General features: G+C 41.1%; 16 protein-coding genes and 2 pseudogenes. 7 read left to right on the plus strand and 11 right to left on the minus strand.

The annotated features are described in order from the left end of the window. Nucleotides 1–8: 8 nt before the first annotated feature. The 3 genes from MP387_RS05850 (at nucleotide 9) to MP387_RS05860 (ending at nucleotide 2,550) form a co-directional block, all read left to right on the plus strand. Nucleotides 9–410: a hypothetical protein gene (locus MP387_RS05850; RefSeq protein WP_242745720.1), complete on the plus strand. Its 402-nt coding sequence runs from the start codon at nucleotides 9–11 to the stop codon at nucleotides 408–410. Nucleotides 411–727: 317 nt separating this feature from the next. Further along, entirely contained in the window at nucleotides 728–1,927 is a 1,200-nt protein-coding gene (mobV, locus tag MP387_RS05855) for a MobV family relaxase (protein ID WP_242745728.1), read from the plus strand. Nucleotides 1,928–2,091: 164 nt separating this feature from the next. Next, nucleotides 2,092–2,550: a hypothetical protein gene (locus MP387_RS05860; RefSeq protein WP_242745748.1), complete on the plus strand. Its 459-nt coding sequence runs from the start codon at nucleotides 2,092–2,094 to the stop codon at nucleotides 2,548–2,550. A 683-nt stretch (nucleotides 2,551–3,233) separates the two neighbouring features. Here MP387_RS05860 and MP387_RS05865 read toward each other — a convergent pair. The 7 genes and pseudogenes from MP387_RS05865 to MP387_RS05895 form a co-directional block, all read right to left on the minus strand. Continuing rightward, nucleotides 3,234–4,567 (minus strand): annotated as a pseudogene (locus tag MP387_RS05865) (Nramp family divalent metal transporter). Nucleotides 4,568–4,780: 213 nt separating this feature from the next. Next, on the minus strand, nucleotides 4,781–7,957 hold the full coding sequence (carB, locus tag MP387_RS05870) for a carbamoyl-phosphate synthase large subunit (protein ID WP_242745750.1): 3,177 nt from the start codon (nucleotides 7,955–7,957) through the stop codon (nucleotides 4,781–4,783). 448 nt (nucleotides 7,958–8,405) lie between these two features. Then, a complete protein-coding gene (locus MP387_RS05875; protein ID WP_061852684.1) occupies nucleotides 8,406–9,485 on the minus strand; it encodes a carbamoyl phosphate synthase small subunit in 1,080 nt (359 codons plus the stop codon). 49 nt (nucleotides 9,486–9,534) lie between these two features. After that, nucleotides 9,535–10,458 (minus strand): aspartate carbamoyltransferase catalytic subunit, encoded by a 924-nt coding sequence (locus tag MP387_RS05880; protein WP_242745752.1) that lies wholly within the window; start codon nucleotides 10,456–10,458, stop codon nucleotides 9,535–9,537. An 18-nt stretch (nucleotides 10,459–10,476) separates the two neighbouring features. Next, nucleotides 10,477–10,998 carry a bifunctional pyr operon transcriptional regulator/uracil phosphoribosyltransferase PyrR gene (gene pyrR, locus MP387_RS05885; RefSeq protein ID WP_000850018.1) on the minus strand — a complete coding sequence of 174 codons (522 nt, stop codon included), beginning with the start codon at nucleotides 10,996–10,998 and terminating at the stop codon, nucleotides 10,477–10,479. Nucleotides 10,999–11,208: 210 nt separating this feature from the next. Beyond that, on the minus strand, nucleotides 11,209–11,838 hold the full coding sequence (gene nth, locus MP387_RS05890; protein ID WP_242745754.1) for an endonuclease III: 630 nt from the start codon (nucleotides 11,836–11,838) through the stop codon (nucleotides 11,209–11,211). Next, nucleotides 11,839–12,381 (minus strand): YceD family protein, encoded by a 543-nt coding sequence (locus tag MP387_RS05895; RefSeq protein WP_000773201.1) that lies wholly within the window; start codon nucleotides 12,379–12,381, stop codon nucleotides 11,839–11,841. It lies immediately after the preceding gene. A 167-nt stretch (nucleotides 12,382–12,548) separates the two neighbouring features. Between MP387_RS05895 and MP387_RS05900 the strand changes: the two genes are divergently transcribed. Both MP387_RS05900 and MP387_RS05905 read left to right on the plus strand, forming a co-directional pair. Continuing rightward, nucleotides 12,549–12,878 carry a helicase BlpT gene (locus MP387_RS05900; RefSeq protein WP_242745756.1) on the plus strand — a complete coding sequence of 110 codons (330 nt, stop codon included), beginning with the start codon at nucleotides 12,549–12,551 and terminating at the stop codon, nucleotides 12,876–12,878. A 331-nt stretch (nucleotides 12,879–13,209) separates the two neighbouring features. Then, on the plus strand, nucleotides 13,210–14,769 hold the full coding sequence (locus MP387_RS05905; protein WP_242745758.1) for an ATP-binding cassette domain-containing protein: 1,560 nt from the start codon (nucleotides 13,210–13,212) through the stop codon (nucleotides 14,767–14,769). Between the two features lie 45 nt (nucleotides 14,770–14,814). On the opposite strand, the pseudogene MP387_RS05910 reads toward MP387_RS05905, so the two are convergent. The 4 genes and pseudogenes from MP387_RS05910 to MP387_RS05925 form a co-directional block, all read right to left on the minus strand. Continuing rightward, a pseudogene (locus tag MP387_RS05910) lies at nucleotides 14,815–14,937 on the minus strand (zinc metalloprotease HtpX); the annotation flags it as partial. Nucleotides 14,938–14,948: 11 nt separating this feature from the next. Then, nucleotides 14,949–15,548, minus strand: coding sequence for a CPBP family intramembrane glutamic endopeptidase (locus MP387_RS05915; RefSeq protein WP_242745760.1), 600 nt, complete (start codon nucleotides 15,546–15,548; stop codon nucleotides 14,949–14,951). A 107-nt stretch (nucleotides 15,549–15,655) separates the two neighbouring features. Further along, the gene (gene htpX / locus MP387_RS05920; RefSeq protein ID WP_242745762.1) at nucleotides 15,656–16,555 is read right to left on the minus strand and encodes a zinc metalloprotease HtpX; all 900 of its coding nucleotides are present in this window, start codon (nucleotides 16,553–16,555) and stop codon (nucleotides 15,656–15,658) included. A 1-nt stretch (nucleotide 16,556) separates the two neighbouring features. Beyond that, the gene (locus MP387_RS05925; RefSeq protein ID WP_000219838.1) at nucleotides 16,557–17,117 is read right to left on the minus strand and encodes a LemA family protein; all 561 of its coding nucleotides are present in this window, start codon (nucleotides 17,115–17,117) and stop codon (nucleotides 16,557–16,559) included. A gap of 93 nt (nucleotides 17,118–17,210) precedes the next feature. On the opposite strand from MP387_RS05925, the gene rsmG reads away from it, so the two are divergent. Both rsmG and MP387_RS05935 read left to right on the plus strand, forming a co-directional pair. Then, complete coding sequence (rsmG, locus tag MP387_RS05930) at nucleotides 17,211–17,924, plus strand: 16S rRNA (guanine(527)-N(7))-methyltransferase RsmG (RefSeq protein WP_242745763.1); 714 nt, start codon at nucleotides 17,211–17,213, stop codon at nucleotides 17,922–17,924. Nucleotides 17,925–18,391: 467 nt separating this feature from the next. Then, entirely contained in the window at nucleotides 18,392–19,675 is a 1,284-nt protein-coding gene (locus MP387_RS05935; protein WP_242745764.1) for a uracil-xanthine permease family protein, read from the plus strand. The last annotated feature ends 44 nt before the right edge of the window (nucleotides 19,676–19,719 follow it).

Here is a 19,719-nt window from a genome sequence, read left to right on the forward strand (position 1 = left end):
GGCCTAAAATGAGAATAAAAGACTACGCTGATAGCCTGGGAGTTAGTAGTCAATCCATCTATAAACGGATACGATCTCCAAAATATAAAGAGAGGTTGAAAGGTCATTTATACCTAGACAACCAAAAGGTTGAAAACCTTGATTTAATAGGCATTAGAATACTTGAAGATTATCATTTTGAAAATGATTTGATTAAACTTGAGAAAGAATTAGAGGAGGCTAAAGAACAAGGCAAACAACTAGAACAAGATTTGCAACTATTGAAAGGCTATAGGAAGAGTGATCAACAAAACTTAAAAGCTTGGGCAGATTATGCTGAACGATTAGAACAGCATCGATTTTACTTAATGCTTGCACTCACTACTGTATCTATAGCTTTCCTTGTAGCTTTAGCCTTTGCCGTCTTCTGACGGCATTTGTCGGACAATGCGAAGCGTCCGACCCTGAGGCACCGACAGGGTGCCCTACTCGCTTCGGCGAGTATAGTCGAAACTCCTCTTGTGGCTCGAGAGGTGGTTCGATGTCGCTCCTGTATTTGGAGCGATGTGCCGTCTGCAAGACCCTTCGGAGAACGCACATTTACGGAGTAAAGTGTAGTGCGTTACACTTTACATGGAAGTCGTGCCGATCCTTCAGGAAAAAATCTACCCTATTGGTCACTTAGTCCTGGTGGCAATCTTCCGCCACCAGCTCGGCGACCCTTTGAGCCGAGAAAGGAGAACAAACTATGAGTTATGCAGTAGCTAGAATGCAAAAAATGAAATCTGGAAATCTTGGTGGTGCATATCGTCACAATGAACGAATTTTTGAAAATCACTCGAACAAGGATATTGACCCAGAAAAAACTCACCTAAACTATGAATTAACCGACCGTGACCGCTCTATCCCATACGATAGACAGATTAAACAATACATCAACGATAATAAAATATCCAAACGTGCTCTACGTAAAGATGCCGTTTTGTGTAACGAATGGATTATTACATCAGACAAGGCATTTTTTGAGAATATGAGTTCGGATCAGATTAAGAATTTTTTTGAAACAGCAAAAAATTTCTTTGCTGAAAGATACGGTAATAGTAATATCGCTTATGCTATGGTACATCTTGACGAGAGTACGCCACATATGCACTTAGGACTTGTACCTATGCAAAATGGCAAGTTAAGCTCTAAGTCATTATTTGGCAGTCGTGACCAACTGAAAGAGATTCAAGAGGCATTTCCTAAATACCTGAATGAACATGGCTATAATTTGCAACGTGGTGAGTCTGATAGCAAGAAGAAACACCTCGAAACAGCAGAATTTAAAGAAAAGCAACGCTTACTAGATGATACTGATAAAAAGATAGTTGATAAAACCGAAAAACTAAAACAACTAGAAAAAGAGAAAGATGCTTTACTAGATGATATAGCTGTTTTGGAGGCTATTCAACCACTACAGATTGAAGAAATGGAAAAAGACAAATTAGTCAGACGTACATTTGACGGTAAACTAAAAATGGATAAAGCAACCTATGACAGACTCTTTCATACAGCCTCCAAAAATGTCCTAGATAATAATAGGCTAAGGCACGAAAACAGCAAACTTGAACAGCAATTACAGCAATCACTTTCTAAACAGAATAACTTAGCTAAAGAACTGATGAAGAGTGATCATATATTATCTGAAAATCGTACGCTAAAATCAGAAGTCGATAAACTAGAACACGCAAATAAAAAACTCAATGAAAGTATAAAACGATTAGGTGAGCAATTAAATGCCGTAAATAAAAAACTTGCGCTTTGGCGAAAAACAGCAAGAAATTACATGCATCCTAAAGAATTCAGTAGAATGTTACATGTCATAAATCAAATACGCCCACCAAGAATAGCCATTATGTCAGTCGCTCGAAGTGTTAAAAATATGATTGAAAAAAATATATTTTAAGCACTTTATGCCGTGAAAGTCTCTTGATAACAAGCTAGTCGACTTTAGACTAAAGTCAGTCGAGTCGTCAGGCTGAAAAGCTGACGACCGATTGCCAAAGGCAAAAAAAGACTAGGTTACTTGTTGTCAAGAGAACCATGGAATAAATGAACAAGGAGAAAAAGATGAACAATATTAACAAACCTTTAGTACACAAAATTAAACAACTCGGTACATTTTCCGGAAAAATATTACTGGGTTTCCTACAGTCAGTTTTTAAAGAAATCACTGGGAACTATATACCATCAGCCTATCCACTCAGCATTATTGAGCCTTATTTTACTTCAGATGAACAGGGAGAATCGTTTTGGTCAAATGCCCTGGCTATCAATGTTTTAGAAATTCGCCTCAAGGATAACTATAACATCCATCTAATACAAAAATCACCTTATATTCTTCTTGTTATTGAGGATATTGATAGCTTTAAAACTGGAGTTATTAAACTCTTTAATGACTTACTTGACCCTGAAAAAAAGTACCTGATTTATCGTGATTTTATCAAAACATATCGCAATATGACTCCGGTTGAAAAAATCGATTTTTTCAAAAAGAAGACCGTCGAGGGAATCGCAGCTAAAAAATAAGCTGTGGTAGACTATTTAGTGAGGAGGTAACGCTATGAGAAAAACACTGTTTGGTTGGATGCTTGCATTTTCTGCATTACGCTTTCTTGATCGCTCAGTACGTCAGTCAACTAAAGCGCTACGGCGATTTTTAAGATAAATTATATAAGTTAATAAAAATTATTATTGACATTCTCTCTTATTTATCCTAAACTATAACTAAGGATAGGATGTTTGTCGGGTGACTGGTAACAGTTTGCTCAAAGGTACTTGTTTCAAGTACAGGTGAGGTACTGCCTTCAGCTTTAGGCTGTAAAGAACCCGTGCCACCACTGGTCCTATTTATTTCACTCTTGGATTATATTCAAGAGTTTTTTCTTGCCAAAAAAAAATCTCAAACACCTGAGACATCTTTCTTTATTTTATAAGCTCCGAAACCTTAATTTTTGGTACCTTTTTGGTACCGTCTTGGTTTAACAATACGGTATATATATAATATTTTACAGCTATATCCCTTTTAGAAACGTTGATTTAATAAGGATTTAAACACTATAGAGTATATCTTTGTAAAATACGGTCTCAAATAATAATAAAAAAGAACAGTTGCCACTGTTCTTTTTTTTGTACTTCTTTTTATGAACCAATCACTACTACTTTCTATTTGTCAACCTTCACGCTGACACTATAATTGATGTCAAACGAGATTAAAAAATATCGAAAAGAAGCTTGATATTGAGAATGGTCAAGATGATTGAAACTGCGTAACCTAGGATTGTGTTCCACTTGGCATTGGTAAATTCTCCCATCAATGACTTCTTAGAGGTCAGATAAATTAAGGGAAAGATTGAAAACGGAAGAGCGATTGACAAAAAGACCTGTGAATAGACCAATAACTGATCCAAGGTTTTTTCTTGATGTCCAAACAAAACGGCGACTATAATCACAGGGAGCAAGGCAAAAATACGGGTACCGATACGGATAATCCACTGAGGCAATTTCAGATGCAAGAAACCTTCCATGACAATCTGTCCTGTTAAAGTACCTTAATGGTCGAATTTTGACCACTTGCTAAAAGGGCTAGGGCAAATAAAGTTGACAGAGTTGAGCTAGCTATTGCTCCTGCTATTGTCGAATTCTGTAAAGCATTGTACATTTGGGAGAATGCTGAAATTTCAGATGCATGACCAAAAAAGAGAGATGCTCCTAAAATAAGAAGCAAGGAATTGACAATAAAGGCTAGGGACAACTGAAGATTTGAATCCCAGGTCATAAAACGAACGGCTTTTCGAACATCCTTCTTATCTTTGTGATTGATTTTCCTTGTCTGGGATAGAGAGGAATGAAGATAGAGATTATGGGGCATGACTGTCGCTCCCACAATTCCTAGAGCCAGGGTCAATTGGCTTTCATGACCAGGCAATGGTGTTTCAAATAATGTAGGAGTCGGTAAATAACCACCAAAGATACCCTGAATACTTGGATTGGATAAGGCCACCAGATAGGTAAAGATGGCTAATATGGTTAAAATAAGGGTCGTCACAATGGCTTCAATTTTTTTGAAGCCAAATTTCATCAACAACAACAAAAGAAATACATCTAAAACGGTTAAGAGGATAGCGACCATAATCGGTATTTTAAATAAAAGATTTAAGGCAATCGCTGAGCCTAAAACCTCGGCTAAGTCTGTCGCCATTAAAGCTAACTCTAAAATCACCCAAAGACTATAGCGAAGCCATTTGGGAGCATGATGTGCAGTTGCCTGTGCTAGATCCATCTTAGTTACGATACCGAGCTTTCCAGCCATCTGTTGTAGTTGCATGGCAATGATGGATGAAATCAAAATAACAAATAAGAGACTATATTTGTAAGAAGCGCCACCAACTACACTTGTAATCCAGTTCCCAGGATCCATATAACCAACTGCTACAAGAGCTCCAGGTCCTAAAAAAGCTTTTAGATTTTGCCAAAAATGATTGTTATTCGGAGTTTCAATAGATTGATTGATCTCAGAAAGAGAGACTTTTTTGTAAGAAGACATCGGAATTTTACACTTTCTAATCTGTCTTTACTTTTTTTAATGGATTTTTTGAAAATATCATGAAAATAGTTTCCCATTTCCAATTCTCCCTTATTATATCACATTTTGGAATGATTCTTAAGGAAAGAATGATGGTTGAAATAAACAATATCAGTATTGTAAAAGCCAGCGTTTTCTAACGCTGGCTTTTAAACTGTGAAAATTCTTTATCAACTAGATCGCTTCTGTGACAAAACTACGGCTTTCTAGCACCTTGAGCATGGCATTAGCTGTATCTAGGGCTGTAAAGAGTGGCACACCGTGTTCAATGGCTGAACGACGGATTTGCTCACCATCTTCGTCAGCAGTTCGTTTGGTTCCGACAGTATTGATAATCGCTTGGATTTTCCCTTTTCGAACAAAGCTTGGGATATCCTGTTCATCATCACCAATCTTACCAACAGGTTGGGCTTGAAGTCCATGACTAGCAAAGAAGGCTGCTGTCCCTTCTGTCGCGAGAATACCGTAGCCGATATTTTGGAAACGACGAGCCAAGTCCAAGGCTTCTTCTTTGGCATCATCAGCGATGGTAAATACAACATTTCCAAAGGTTGGCAAGTGTAGGTAGGAAGCTTCAAAGGCCTTGTAGAGAGCTTTTTCCAAAGTAGTATCAGAACCCATAACTTCCCCTGTTGACTTCATTTCAGGCCCGAGCAAGCTGTCTACCTTAGCTAGTTTCGTAAAGGAGAAGACTGGAGCCTTGATATGAACGCGAGTGCTTTCTGGGTAAAGTCCATCCTGGTAACCAAGTTCTTTGAGACTTTGACCAAGAATGAGCTTGGTCGCTACCTGAGCCATAGGAATATTGGTTACCTTAGAAAGGAATGGAACCGTACGGCTGGCACGTGGATTTACCTCAATAACATAGACTTTCTCATCCTTGATGACAAACTGGATGTTCATCATCCCAAGACAGTTAAGGCCGATGGCTAGTCGTTTGGTATAGTCTGCGATGGTCTCCTGAACCTTTTGCGAAAAGGTTTGTGGAGGATAAACGGCCATTGAGTCACCTGAGTGGACACCGGCACGTTCGATATGCTCCATGATACCAGGTATGAGAACATTTTCTCCATCTGAAATGGCATCAACTTCGCACTCTTGCCCAACGATGTATGAATCGACAAGGACTGGATGGTCTGGACTAGCCTTAACAGCGGTACGCATGTAAGAACGAAGGTCTTCTTCGTTTTCTACGATTTCCATAGCACGTCCACCCAAGACATAAGATGGACGAACGAGAACTGGGAAACCAATCTTACGAGCAGCTAGCACTGCTTCTTCTTCATTGGTTGCTGTTTGTCCTGGTGGCTGTGGAATATCCAAGTCTTTAAGGGCTTGCTCGAAGAGGTCGCGGTCTTCGGCACGGTCCAAGTCAGCTACTTGGGTACCAAGGATGGTCACGCCTGCTTTTGCCAGAGGTTCCGCAAGGTTAATGGCTGTTTGACCACCAAACTGAACAATAACACCTTTTGGTTGCTCCAAGTCAATGACATTCATGACATCTTCGAATGTCAATGGTTCAAAGTAGAGCTTGTCAGATACCGAGAAGTCTGTTGAAACGGTCTCTGGGTTTGAGTTCATGATGATGGCTTCGTAGCCAGCAGCCTGAATAGCCTTAACAGAGTGAACAGTTGCGTAGTCAAACTCAACTCCTTGCCCGATACGGATTGGACCTGAACCTAGGACAAGTACAGATTCCTTGTCAGACTTGATAGACTCGTTTTCCCAACCATAGGTTGAATAGAAATATGGTGTTTCAGAGTCGAATTCTGCCGCACAGGTATCGACCATCTTGTAAACTGGGACAATCTTGTTTTCCAAACGAAGTTGGCGAACTTGGTCAGCTGTCGTTTCCCAAAGCTCCGCAATCTTGCGGTCTGAGAAACCATTAAGTTTAGCAGTTTTCAAGACTTCTAGATCTTGTGGATGGGCACCCAATTCTTGCTCAATTTCAAAGATGTGCAAAAGTTTATCCAGATAGAAGATATCAATCTTAGTCAATTCAGCAATTTCTTCTGGAGTGTAACCACGGCGAATAGCCTCTGATACATAGAAGAGACGGTCATCTTGGGCTTTCACAACCTTTTCAATCAAGGCATCATCCGAAACAGATGCTAGTTCAGGCATTTCATTGTGGTGAACCCCAATTTCAAGTGAACGACAAGCTTTAAGAAGTGACTCCTCGATGTTACGACCGATAGCCATGACTTCTCCAGTTGCCTTCATCTGAGTACCAAGACGACGCTCACCCTTTTCAAACTTGTCAAATGGGAAACGTGGAATCTTAGCAACGACGTAGTCAAGGGCTGGTTCAAACATGGCATAGGTTGAACCTGTAACTGGGTTGATGACCTCATCCAGGGTTAAACCAACTGCAATCTTGGCAGCCAATTTGGCAATCGGATAACCAGTTGCCTTAGAAGCAAGCGCTGACGAACGCGATACACGAGGGTTTACTTCGATAACATAGTACTTGAAGCTATGTGGATCAAGGGCTAGCTGAACGTTACACCCACCTTCAATCTTGAGGGCACGAATAATGCTCAAGCTCGCGTCACGGAGCATTTGGTTTTCATAGTCTGACATGGTTTGCGCAGGAGCAAATACGATAGAATCCCCTGTATGAATCCCAACTGGGTCAAAGTTTTCCATGTTACAAACAACGAGGGCATTGTCAGCTGAATCGCGCATCACTTCGTACTCAATTTCCTTGAAACCTGCGATTGAACGTTCAATCAAACATTGGGTAACAGGTGACAGTTTCAACCCATTTTCAGCGATTTCACGCAATTCTTCCTCTTTGGCACACATACCACCACCAGTACCACCAAGGGTAAAGGCTGGACGAACGATGACTGGGTATCCGATTGTTGCTGCAAAGGCCACTGCTTCTTCAACTGTGTTGACAATTTCAGATTCAGGGATTGGCTGCTCAAGCTCTTCCATCAATTGTTTAAAGAGGTCACGGTCCTCCGCTTGGTCGATGGCAGACAATTTAGTACCTAGAAGTTCGACACCAAGCTCATCTAGGATACCATTTTTAGACAATTCCATGGCCATATTGAGCCCTGTCTGACCTCCAAGAGTTGGAAGCAAAGCATCTGGACGTTCCTTACGGAGAATACGTGTCACAAACTCAAGTGTAATCGGTTCGATGTAGACCTTGTCTGCAATCTCCTTGTCCGTCATGATGGTGGCAGGATTTGAGTTCACCAAGACAACCTCATAACCTTCCTCTTTCAAAGACAAGCAGGCCTGGGTCCCAGCGTAGTCAAACTCAGCAGCCTGACCAATAATAATCGGACCAGAACCAATCACCATAATTTTTTGAATATCAGTACGTTTAGGCATTTATAAGATATTAAGGGCGTCAAGCGGACAAAGCTAAAATAGGAGTTATGACGAAGAACTGTCAGTTCTAGGAATAACTATCTTTTTAGCTTTGTCCGTAGCCCGTATTCAGTTCAGCAAATACGGACCACCCTTCTCCTTTCTATTCGTCGCCTCACAGAGCGACATTAAATAAATTCTCCGACGATTTTTTAGAGAAACGATATTATTCGATAAAAAATCTAGTGCAGGGAGTTTTTAGTTCGCCTGATAGCGACTAAAAGAAACGACCTGCCTTTCTATTCGGCAACTCTCGGGTTGCCATTAAATAAGATACAAAGGACGAATAGAAAGCGATTGAATTTTAGGAAACCAAGGAAGGATTGACAATCCAAGTTGGTTTCTCTAAATTCCGAGCTTTCCGTCCGTGTTCAGTTACATAAATTCTCCGACGAGCTTTTACTCGTTCTTAGTTTACTTGTTTAAAAGCTTCCATCATCTCGATAAACTCGTCAAATAGGTAGCTAGCGTCGTGTGGACCGGGAGCTGCGTCTGGGTGGAATTGTACAGAAAAACCTGGTTGGTATCTGTGGCGAACTCCTTCAACTGATTTGTCATTGATTTCTTCGTGGGTGATAATCAAGTGCTCTGGTAAATCCTCACGGCTAACTGCATAACCATGGTTCTGGCTAGTAAAGTCTACACGTCCTGTTGCAATCTCACGTACCGCGTGATTAAATCCTCGGTGACCAAATTTCATCTTGTATGTCTTAGCACCGTTTGCCATAGCAAAGAGTTGGTGTCCCATACAAATTCCGAAGATTGGAATTTTTCCTTGCACACCACGAATCATCTCCAGTGCTTCTGGAACGTCTTCTGGGTTACCTGGTCCATTTGACAACATAACTCCGTCAGGATTAAGGTGGAGAATCTCTTCTGCTGTTGTTGAATAAGGAACAACCGTAACGTTACAGTTACGCTTAGAAAGTTCACGTAAGATTGAGTGCTTGAGACCAAAGTCTACTAAGACCACACTCAAACCAACTCCAGGAGCTGGATAGGAAGTTTTAGTAGAAACCTGCTTGATATTATCTGTAGGCAAGACTGTTGCTTGGAGCTGGTCCGTCACATGGTCCATACTGTCTCCAACATGGGTCAAAGTTGCACGCATAGTACCATGCTTACGGATAATCTTAGTAAGGGCACGCGTATCAATCCCTGAGATACCTGGAATTTTCTTAGCTTTCAAAAATTCATCCAAGGTCATTTGATTCCGCCAGTTGCTAGCTCTACGTGCCTCTTCGAAAACGACAACTCCCTTACAAGTTGGAATGATGGATTCATAATCATCACGATTTATTCCATAATTTCCCACCAAAGGATAAGTGAAAGTCAAGATTTGTCCATTATAAGACTGGTCTGTAATGGATTCTTGGTAGCCGGTCATCCCTGTGTTAAAGACGATCTCACCTGTTACATCAATGTCTGCTCCGAAGGCCTTTCCTTCAAAAACTGTGCCATCTTCTAATACTAGAAGTCTTTTTGTCATATTTTCACCTCTCGTGGACGCTCACTGGCGTCTTTTAACGTCTTGTGTTTTAGTTGGCGTTTCTACTCGCCAATACGGATTCTAAAATTGCCATTCGAACAAAGACACCGTTGGTCATTTGTTGGACAATGCGTGATTTTGGTGCTTCAACCAAGTGGTCAGCAATTTCCACATCTCGATTCACTGGAGCAGGATGCATAATGATTGCTGTTTCTTTTAAGCGATTATAGCGTTCTTGGTTCAAGCCGTGTTGAACATGGTAGTCTTCTTTTGAAAAAACGGCTCCACTTTCATGGCGTTCATGTTGAACTCGGAGTAACATCAAAACATCCACCTGATCAACAATCTCATCAATAGTTACAAACTGTCCATAGTCCGCAAACTCTTGACTTCTCCATTCCTCAGGTCCTGCAAAGAACAGTTCAGCTCCCAAGCGTTTCAAAATCTGCATATTGGATTTGGCAACACGTGAGTGGTCCAAGTCGCCTGCAATAGCGACCTTGAGCCCCTCAAAGTGACCAAATTCTTCATAAATAGTCATCAAATCAAGCAAGCTCTGACTAGGATGTTGTCCCGAACCATCTCCACCATTGATGATGGAAGTCGTAATTGATGGACTCGCAATCAACTCTCTGTAATAGTCGACCTCTGGGTGGCGAATCACACAGACATCCACTCCTAGAGCAGATAGAGTCAAGATGGTATCATACAATGTCTCACCCTTATTGACCGAACTAGTCTTCACATCAAAGTCAAGTCGTTCCAGCCCCAGATTAATCTCTGCCACTTCAAAGGACTTATGTGTCCGTGTAGAATCTTCAAAGAAGAGATTCGACACGATAGGTTTGTTCTCGTAGGGAAGTTGGGCTCCGTTTTTAAACTCGATTCCTCGTTTGATCAATTTCATCACTTGATCAACTGTGAGGTCTTCCATGGAAACCACATGGTTCAATGCTTGTTGATTTTCTGACATGGCTACTCCTTCAGCTTTCTAAGCTTCTTCAGTAATCAGAACTCTGTCTTGGCCATCAAGTTCTGTCATCTCTACGATGATTTCTTCAGAACGACTGGTTGGGATATTTTTCCCAACGTAATCTGGACGGATAGGCAATTCTCTATGTCCACGGTCAACTAGCACCGCAAGACTCACGCGCGCAGGACGACCATGGCCGACAATGTTATCAATAGCGGCGCGGATGGTGCGGCCTGTATAGAGTACATCATCCACCAAGATAACTTCACGGTCTGTCACATCAACAGAAATCAAAGAAGTATCTTCTCCGCTTTTAACATCATCACGGAAAGGTTTGGTGTCCAATTCCACAACAGGAACAGTGATGTTTTCCAACTGCTCCAAGCGTTCTTTGATACGATGAGCGATGAAAACACCTCGCGTTTTTATCCCTGCTAGGATAATTTTATTCAAATCTTTATTGCGCTCAATAATCTCATAAGTAATTCGCGTAATCGCTCGTTTGACAGTCAATTCGTCTACAACTTCTTTTGTCTTCATGACAAACCTCCAAAAAGAAAAGTCTCCTTCTACAAGGAGACTTGAAATGTATAGCTAAGCGAGCCCTACTGTATACAGTATAGGCTTCACCCTTCTACTTTATCGCGCTCCTTGCCTGCCTCACGGGACAGGTTTAAAGGACTATTTAGTTACCATTTACTATAGCACAAAGCACCCTTAAAATCAAGCAAAAACTTTTTCAGAGTCCCCTTAAACATTGCTAAAATCATATAATTGGGGATAGTGGTCACATTCTGGATTTTTGGGATGGCAGATAGCTCGTCCAAAGTAAATCATGGCCTGGTGAGCTGCTAACCACTCTTCTGGTGGCAGAACATCCATAACACGTTTTTCTACTTCAAGTGGCGTAGCCGATTTTTTAACGATATTGTGATGCTTGCAGATCCGCTCCACATGAGTATCGACTGCGAAGGCTGGGATTCCAAAGCCCACACTCATGACAACATTGGCTGTCTTACGACCAACACCTGCTAGACTTTCTAATTCTTTACGTGTCTGAGGGACTTGACCATCAAAATCATCTAGTAACTGTTGAGCACATTTTTTAAGAAATTTAGCCTTATTTCGATACAGTCCCAGGCGAGAAATGTGTGAAGCAATTTCACTTTCAGTCGCTACAGACATGGCTTGTGGTGTCGGAAAGGCAGCAAAGAGCCCTGGTGTGGCCTTATTTACCGCTGCATCTGTGGTCTGAGCTGACAACATCACCGCAACCAGTAGTTCAAAATGATTGGTAAAATCAAGACTAGGCTTAGCATCTGGAAAGAGGGCAATAATTTCCTCTATGACATGACGGGCACGTTTCTTAGATAAAACCATCTACTCGTCTCCATCAAACAGTCCTTGCAAGCCAGCAAATGGACTGTTTTCTTCTTTCTTGACTGCTTGTTGGGCTTGGTATTCATCTTCAGTCATGATTTGCCAGTCATTTCCTGACACAAAACCTTGGCCCGCCTCTTCTTCTGCCGTCAAGACCTTGATTGGGATATTGAGCAGGATATTATCTGCTACGCTCTCAGCAAGGTCGATTTCCCCATTTTCGATAGGCAAGACTAAGTCATCGTCTAGAACTTCCTGGTCTAGTTGATTGGTCGCTCCTTCCATGAAGACTTCTGTGACTGGATAAGACTCAGCCAACTCAACTGGCTCCATACTGCGGCTGGAAGCAAGGACAATAGTATATGACAACTGATAGTCTAAGAAATACAGACGGTCTTCGTACTGGGCCTTTCCCACTGCTAGGATATCTTTGACATCTAAAATTTCTTGATTCCGTTTACGCAAGTCTGCGACAAGGTCTAAAGTTTGTTCAAAGTGTAGGCCTTCAGGCTGCTTACGAATTTCTTGAATATTTAACTTCATATTTCCTCCATAAAGATGTATTCACTTGATTATACCATGAAAAGGTTATAAGTCAGCTTTCCAAACTTTGATATTAAAATCTCATTTTTAACATATTTACTATGACAAACTTTCCTATTAGTGCTATACTATAGGAAAGAATACATCAGAGCAAGGAGGATGCTCATATGGAAGACAAAGCACTCATCACTGAAGCTTACCAACTCCTTTCCGAGTTAAATAAAAGCTACCAAAGCTGCAACCAAGGAACAGCCGATGATTTCCGTCTACAAGAACTACTGAACACCACTCTCAAGGAACTTAAAAAAGCGGAAAAGATTGACAACAGTATCTTAATCGACCTCGAGAAATTTTACCAACGTACCAGTCTTCTGATTGGACTGGGTAGCCTAAAACTGAATGATCAAGCTCGTGCTGCTTGGCGCAACTATGACAAGTTCCACTACGAACATGTCAAACACGTACTGACTCTCTATGGACCTGTTTTTGGATTTTAGAGTTTAGAATTTTGGATTTTCTATTGACAAAATTTCCTGAAAGGTATAGGATAGAGGTACTAATACTCGGAGGTAAGGGAGACATGAACAACTAAATCTATCAAATAAAGAACTTTATTTAGTAGATCTTGTTTTTGTCTCTTTTTGCATGCTCTTTTTGTACTAGATTTTCTAGTATCTTGTCCTCATTGAAAATCAAAAAACTGGAAAGCTAATCATCTGCCCCTCTTGGGTTAGGAAGCTCCAAGCTAGTTTGACGACCTTTTCAACGAGGATAATAGAGTTTTGACAGTGACTTTGGGCTCTACTAGATAAAGTAGAGCTTTTTGTTATGCACTATGGACATTCTAGAAAGGGCAACAATATGATAAAAATCAACCATCTGACCATCACACAAAACAAAGATCTACGAGATTTTGTATCTGATTTAAGCATGACTATCCAAGACGGGGAAAAGGTTGCAATTATTGGTGAAGAAGGAAATGGCAAATCAACTTTGCTGCGAGCTTTAATGGGGGAAGCATTACCTGATTTTAGTATCAAGGGCGACATCCAGTCTGATCTTCAATCACTGGCCTACATTCCTCAAAAGTTACCTGAGGAGCTAAAAAATAGGACTCTACACGATTACTTCTTTTTGGATTCTGCTGATTTAGACTACAGCATTCTTTATCGTTTGGCGGAGGAATTGCACTTTGATAGCGACCGTTTTGCTAGCGACCAAGAAATTGGCAGTCTATCAGGGGGCGAAGCTTTGAAAATTCAGCTCATTCACGAGTTAGCCAAACCTTTTGAGATTCTATTTTTAGATGAACCTTCAAATGACCTAGACCTTGAGACGGTTGATTGGCTAAAAAGGCAGATTCGAAAGATTAGGCAAACTGTTATTTTCATTTCCCATGATGAAGACTTTCTTTCTCAAACGGCTGATACTATTGTCCACTTGAGACTGGTCAAGCACCGAAAAGAAGCGGAAACGCTAGTCGAGCATTTAGACTATGATGGCTATAGTGAGCAGAGAAAGGCTAATTTTGCCAGACAAAGTCAGCAAGCTGCTAACGACCAGAGAGCCTATGATAAAACCATGGAAAAACATCGCCGAGTTAAGCAGAATGTAGAAAATGCTTTGCGAAATACTAAAAATGATGTTGCCGGGCGCCTATTGGCTAAAAAGATGAAAAATGTACTCTCTCAAGAAAAACGCTTTGAAAAGGAAGCCCAGTCCATGACCCAAAAGCCACTTGACGAGGAACAAATCCAACTTTTCTTTTCAGATATCCAACCATTACCGGCTTCTAAAGTCTTAATCCAACTGGAAAAGGAAAATTTATCCATTGGCGAACGCATTTTAGCTCAGAAATTACAACTAACGGTCCGTGGTCAAGATAAAATTGGTATTATCGGGCCTAATGGTGTTGGAAAATCGACTCTGTTATGCAAGTTACAACAACTCCTAAGCAACAAAAGAGAGATTTCGCTTGGTTTTATGCCACAAGATTACCACAAAAAACTGCAATTGAATTTATCTCCAGTAGCCTATCTCAGCCAAACAGGGCAAAAAGAGGAATTACAGAAAGTCCAATCTCACTTAGCCAGTCTCAATTTCAGTTATCCAGAGATGCACCACCAAATTCATTCTTTATCTGGTGGTCAACAAGGCAAACTGCTTCTGTTGGATTTAGTGTTGCGCAAACCAAACTTTCTCATTCTCGATGAGCCGACACGAAACTTTTCTCCCACTTCTCAACCCGAAATCAGAAAACTCTTTGCCTCTTATCCCGGCGGTCTGATCACTGTTTCGCATGACAGACGCTTCTTAAAAGAGGTCTGTACGAGTATCTATCGTTTGACAGAAAATGGTTTGGAAGTTTTTGATTTACAAGATTTATAAATGTTGAACACAGCAAAAATCCAGAGAAGTTTCTCTGGATTTTGTTTACATCTGTTTCAAACGCTCAATTCGTTCTGAGATAGGTGGGTGGGTGTAAAATAGTTTTTGGAGTCCGCCACCTTTCTTGGGATCATTGATATAAAGTGGGCTGCTAGCATCGTCAACATTCTAATGCAGTATTATCTCATATACAAAAAGCAAAACGCAACCAGATTATTGAGGACATGCAAAAGAATGGAATTCCATAGGTTATCAGAAGTCTTATACCTTATCCCAAATGCAAATCCCATACCTAAATAGGTGATAAAGCTAGGAATAGTATAGGGACCATGCAGATAAGCAAAAAGAAGCGATGTGGAAAACAAGCCAAAATATGTATTCTTAAATACTATCCCCTGTAACATACCTCGCATAAAAATTTCTTCCGTGACAGGTGCCAAAACACAGAGATCCACAAAAAGTACAGACCATGAAAGTGATAAACTTTGCACAGCTTGAGTTGTGTCTGATTGGGTAGGGCCTAAAAAATTGACCAAAATATAAAATAGGAAAAGCAAGGCGTATGAAAGAAAACATTTTAAAATATCTTTTAGGCAGATTTTCCGAATGTGAAACAAGTCATACTTTTTTCCTACATATAAAAATAATGCAAGTTCAACAAGTGTAAAAAGGATTGATAGCGTTAATGAATTTATTCGCATGATTTTCTCTGCTATACTCAAATGAATTGGCATAAAAATCAAAATCAAGAAAAACGTCATCCAGCGCTTATACATCATTCACCTCAATTATATAGAATTACATATATTATACTATTTTTTGGAGAGATAACAAGTTAAAAGCGAGATACTAAAAGCAAAAATCCAGAGACGACCTCTGGATTTTTTTACATGTGTTTCAAGCGTTCGATTCGTTCTGAGATAGGTGGGTGGGTATAAAAGAGTTTTTGAAGCCCGCCACCTTTCTTAGGATTATTGATATAAAGAGCGCTGCTGGCATCGTCAACATGGTGATGCATCGGCTCGCTATTCTCCAACTTACGCAAGGCATTGATCATCCCTTGAGGATTGCGAGTCAGCTCCACACTGGATGCATCCGCCAAAAATTCCCTCTGACGGGAAATGGCTAGTTGCACCAAGGTTGCTGCGAGAGGTGCTAGAACAATGGCTAAGAGAGAGATAACAAGCATGATAATCTCCAAACCATTTCCATCGCGATCATTATCACTCCGTCTGCGACCTGCGCCACCCCACCACATCATCCGTCCTGCCATACTAGACAGAAGGGTAATGGCACTGGCAAGGGCAACAGCAATGGTCGAAATACGGATATCGTAGTTTCGGATATGACTGACCTCATGCCCCATAACAGCTTCCAGTTCCTCGCGATTCATGATAGCCAGAAGGCCCGAAGTGGCTGCGACAGCTGCATTCTGCGGGTTTGAACCTGTTGCAAAGGCATTTAAAGAAGAATCCTCAATGATGAAAACACGTGGCATGGGGATCTGAGCGACCATAGCCATATCTTCCACAACATGGTAGAGGTCTGGTGCTGTTTGCTCATCAACCTCACGCGCCCCATTCATAGACATGACAATCTCTGTCGATTGAAAGATCATGGTCAGAGCGTAGATAAGACCAATAATCAAGGCAATAATCATGCCACCAAGACCTGAGCGCATGAAGAGATAGCCAACCGCATAACCAACCAAGGCCAAGAGTAGGAAGAAAACCAGCAACAAAATCCAGGTTTTTCGTTTATTGCTCGCAATTTGATCAAACAACATCTTAGTCACCTAAACCGCTAAAGTCAACTTTAGGAACTGCCTTTTCCTCTTCAGGTGTTTGAAGGAAGTCTGCAGCTTTAAAGCCAAATAGTCCTGCGATGATGTTGCTTGGGAAACTTTCAAGTTTTACATTGTAGTTGCTGACAACACTGTTGTAGAGTTGGCGTGAGTAAGAAATTTTATTTTCTGTATTGGTCAACTCTTCTTGCAATTTGATAAAGTTAGCACTAGCTTTCAAGTCTGGGTAATTCTCTGCTACTGCAAAGATACCAGAAATCTGGCGGGTAAGGGCATCACTGGCCTTCATAGCTTCTGCCGGTGAAGTTGCTGCGGCTACTTGTCTACGAAGTTCTGTTACTTTTTCCAAGGTAGAACCTTCATATTTCGCATAGCCTTTGACTGTTTCAATCAAGTTTGGGAGGAGATCATTACGACGCTTCAACTGAACATCGATCTGGCTCCAAGCCTCCTTGGTCTGCATACGATTTTTAACCAAACCGTTATAGCTAACAATCACAAAAATAACAATCAGAGCCAAAACTCCAAGAATAATCCAAGTCATAATCTTATTCCTTTCTGCTTTTAGATTACTACCAGTATATCAAAATTTTAACGAATATGGTAAAATAAGATGATACTAGAGAAGGAAACTACTATGAAACCAGAAACATTTTACAGCCTACTAGCTGAGCAAAATATTCCACTTTCTGACCAGCAAAAGAACCAATTTGAACGGTATTTTGAACTCTTAGTCGAGTGGAATGAAAAGATTAACCTGACCGCTATTACAGATAAAGAAGAAGTTTATCTCAAACATTTTTATGATTCGATTGCCCCCATCCTGCAAGGCTTGATTTCAAATGAAACTATCAAACTTCTTGATATCGGGGCTGGGGCAGGATTTCCTAGTCTGCCTATGAAAATTCTCTATCCACAGCTGGATGTGACCATCATTGATTCGCTCAATAAGCGCATCAACTTCCTCCAACTATTGGCTCAGGAGCTGGAGCTGGATAGTGTTCACTTCTACCATGGACGGGCAGAAGACTTTGCTCAAGACAAGAACTTCCGTGCCCAGTTTGATGTTGTAACTGCTCGTGCGGTTGCCCGCATGCAGGTCTTATCTGAATTGACTATCCCTTACCTTAAAGTTGGTGGCAAACTATTAGCACTCAAGGCCAGCAATGCTCCTGAGGAATTGCTAGAAGCCAAGAACGCTCTCAACCTCCTCTTTAGCAAAGTAGAGGAAAACCTCAGCTATGCCCTGCCAAATGGAGATCCGCGCTACATCACTGTAGTCGAAAAGAAAAAGGAAACACCTAACAAGTACCCAAGAAAGGCTGGCATGCCCAACAAACGCCCACTTTAAACAATAGTGCACCCTTGTTTAAAGTTCAGAAAACAATTTACAAAATCAGCCTCGCTTTATTATTTCTAGGATCGGGAAAAATTCGTTTACAAAACGAACCTCGCTCTCGCATTTCCGGGCTCGGGAAAAAATGATTTACAAAATCAACCTCGCTCTCGTATTTCTGGGCTCGGGAAAAATTCGTTTACAAAACGAACCTCGCTCTCGCATTTCCGGGCTCGGGAAAAAATGATTTACAAAATCAACCTCGCTTTTTTGTTTCTCGGCTCGGGAAAAATTCGTTTACAAAACGAATTTTTTCTGCTATACTATCACAAGCAAAGGTTTTTAATGTCATCCTGTGAGGTGACGAAGGCGCAGATTTATATAAATTTTTAAAAGATAGCTATTTTTTAAAAAGTCTTACTCTGAGGGCCTATTGCTGCAAAATAATGGGCTCTTTTTTGGTGCCCAAAAGTGAGGTTTTTATGAAACAGGAATCAACTGTTGACTTGTTACTAGACGTTGATCAACGTCCTTCTGCTGGTAAAGGCATTCTTCTAAGCTTCCAGCACGTGTTTGCTATGTTTGGTGCAACCATTCTCGTTCCCTTAATTTTGGGAATGCCCGTATCGGTTGCTCTCTTCGCTTCCGGTATTGGAACACTTATCTACATGATTTCTACTGGTTTTAAGGTTCCAGTTTATCTAGGTTCTTCATTCGCCTTTATCACGGCTATGTCTCTAGCCATGAAAGAAATGGGGGGCGATGTTTCTGCTGCTCAAACTGGAGTTATCTTGACTGGTTTGGTCTATGTCCTTGTAGCAGCAAGTGTTCGTTTTGCAGGTACGAAATGGATTGACAAACTCTTGCCTCCAATCATTATCGGACCTATGATTATCGTTATCGGTCTTGGTCTTGCTGGTTCTGCTGTAACGAATGCTGGACTCGTAGCAGACGGAAACTGGAAAAGCGCCCTTGTAGCCGTTGTTACATTCTTGATTGCCGCCTTTATCAATACAAAAGGAAAAGGTTTCCTTCGTATCATTCCTTTCCTCTTTGCCATCATCGGTGGGTACATCTTCGCTATGATGCTTGGTTTGGTTGACTTTACCCCAGTCCTTCAAGCCAATTGGTTTGAAATTCCTGGTTTCTACTTGCCATTTAGTACAGGTGGAGCCTTTAAAGAGTACAACTTGTACTTCGGTCCTGAAACAATCGCCATCTTGCCAATCGCTATTGTAACCATTTCAGAACACATCGGTGACCACACAGTTTTAAGCCAAATCTGTGGCCGTCAATTCCTAAAAGAACCAGGACTTCACCGTACGCTTCTCGGTGACGGTATCGCGACATCTGTATCTGCCTTCCTCGGTGGACCAGCTAATACGACTTACGGCGAAAATACAGGAGTTATCGGGATGACTCGTATCGCTTCTGTCTCTGTTATCCGTAACGCGGCCTTCATCGCGATTGCTCTTAGCTTCCTAGGCAAGTTCACTGCCTTGATTTCAACCATTCCAAATGCTGTGCTTGGTGGAATGTCCATCCTTCTCTACGGAGTTATCGCCAGCAACGGTCTAAAAGTTTTGATTAAAGAGCGCGTTGACTTCAGTCAAATGCGTAACCTCATTATTGCTAGTGCCATGTTAGTACTTGGACTTGGTGGAGCCATCCTCAAACTTGGGCCAGTTACACTTTCAGGTACTGCTCTATCAGCCTTGACAGGAATCATCTTGAACTTGATTTTGCCACACGAAAATAAAGACTAATCATCTATACACAAAAAATCCACTCGATTGAGTGGATTTTTTAA

Source organism: Streptococcus oralis, from assembly GCF_022749195.1.
Classification (GTDB): domain Bacteria; phylum Bacillota; class Bacilli; order Lactobacillales; family Streptococcaceae; genus Streptococcus; species Streptococcus oralis_CI.

What these genes read in the sequence shown, in the direction of transcription:
- rsmG (WP_242745763.1), top strand. Translation starts at nt 17,211, where the DNA reads ATGAAACCAGAAACATTTTACAGCCTACTAGCTGAGCAAAATATTCCA.
- MP387_RS05900 (WP_242745756.1), top strand. Translation starts at nt 12,549, where the DNA reads ATGGAAGACAAAGCACTCATCACTGAAGCTTACCAACTCCTTTCCGAG.
- MP387_RS05915 (WP_242745760.1), bottom strand. Translation starts at nt 15,548, where the DNA reads ATGATGTATAAGCGCTGGATGACGTTTTTCTTGATTTTGATTTTTATG.
- nth (WP_242745754.1), bottom strand. Translation starts at nt 11,838, where the DNA reads ATGGTTTTATCTAAGAAACGTGCCCGTCATGTCATAGAGGAAATTATT.
- MP387_RS05935 (WP_242745764.1), top strand. Translation starts at nt 18,392, where the DNA reads ATGAAACAGGAATCAACTGTTGACTTGTTACTAGACGTTGATCAACGT.
- MP387_RS05880 (WP_242745752.1), bottom strand. Translation starts at nt 10,458, where the DNA reads ATGTCAGAAAATCAACAAGCATTGAACCATGTGGTTTCCATGGAAGAC.
- MP387_RS05860 (WP_242745748.1), top strand. Translation starts at nt 2,092, where the DNA reads ATGAACAATATTAACAAACCTTTAGTACACAAAATTAAACAACTCGGT.
- htpX (WP_242745762.1), bottom strand. Translation starts at nt 16,555, where the DNA reads ATGTTGTTTGATCAAATTGCGAGCAATAAACGAAAAACCTGGATTTTG.
- carB (WP_242745750.1), bottom strand. Translation starts at nt 7,957, where the DNA reads ATGCCTAAACGTACTGATATTCAAAAAATTATGGTGATTGGTTCTGGT.
- MP387_RS05925 (WP_000219838.1), bottom strand. Translation starts at nt 17,117, where the DNA reads ATGACTTGGATTATTCTTGGAGTTTTGGCTCTGATTGTTATTTTTGTG.
- MP387_RS05875 (WP_061852684.1), bottom strand. Translation starts at nt 9,485, where the DNA reads ATGACAAAAAGACTTCTAGTATTAGAAGATGGCACAGTTTTTGAAGGA.
- MP387_RS05905 (WP_242745758.1), top strand. Translation starts at nt 13,210, where the DNA reads ATGCACTATGGACATTCTAGAAAGGGCAACAATATGATAAAAATCAAC.
- pyrR (WP_000850018.1), bottom strand. Translation starts at nt 10,998, where the DNA reads ATGAAGACAAAAGAAGTTGTAGACGAATTGACTGTCAAACGAGCGATT.
- mobV (WP_242745728.1), top strand. Translation starts at nt 728, where the DNA reads ATGAGTTATGCAGTAGCTAGAATGCAAAAAATGAAATCTGGAAATCTT.
- MP387_RS05850 (WP_242745720.1), top strand. Translation starts at nt 9, where the DNA reads ATGAGAATAAAAGACTACGCTGATAGCCTGGGAGTTAGTAGTCAATCC.
- MP387_RS05895 (WP_000773201.1), bottom strand. Translation starts at nt 12,381, where the DNA reads ATGAAGTTAAATATTCAAGAAATTCGTAAGCAGCCTGAAGGCCTACAC.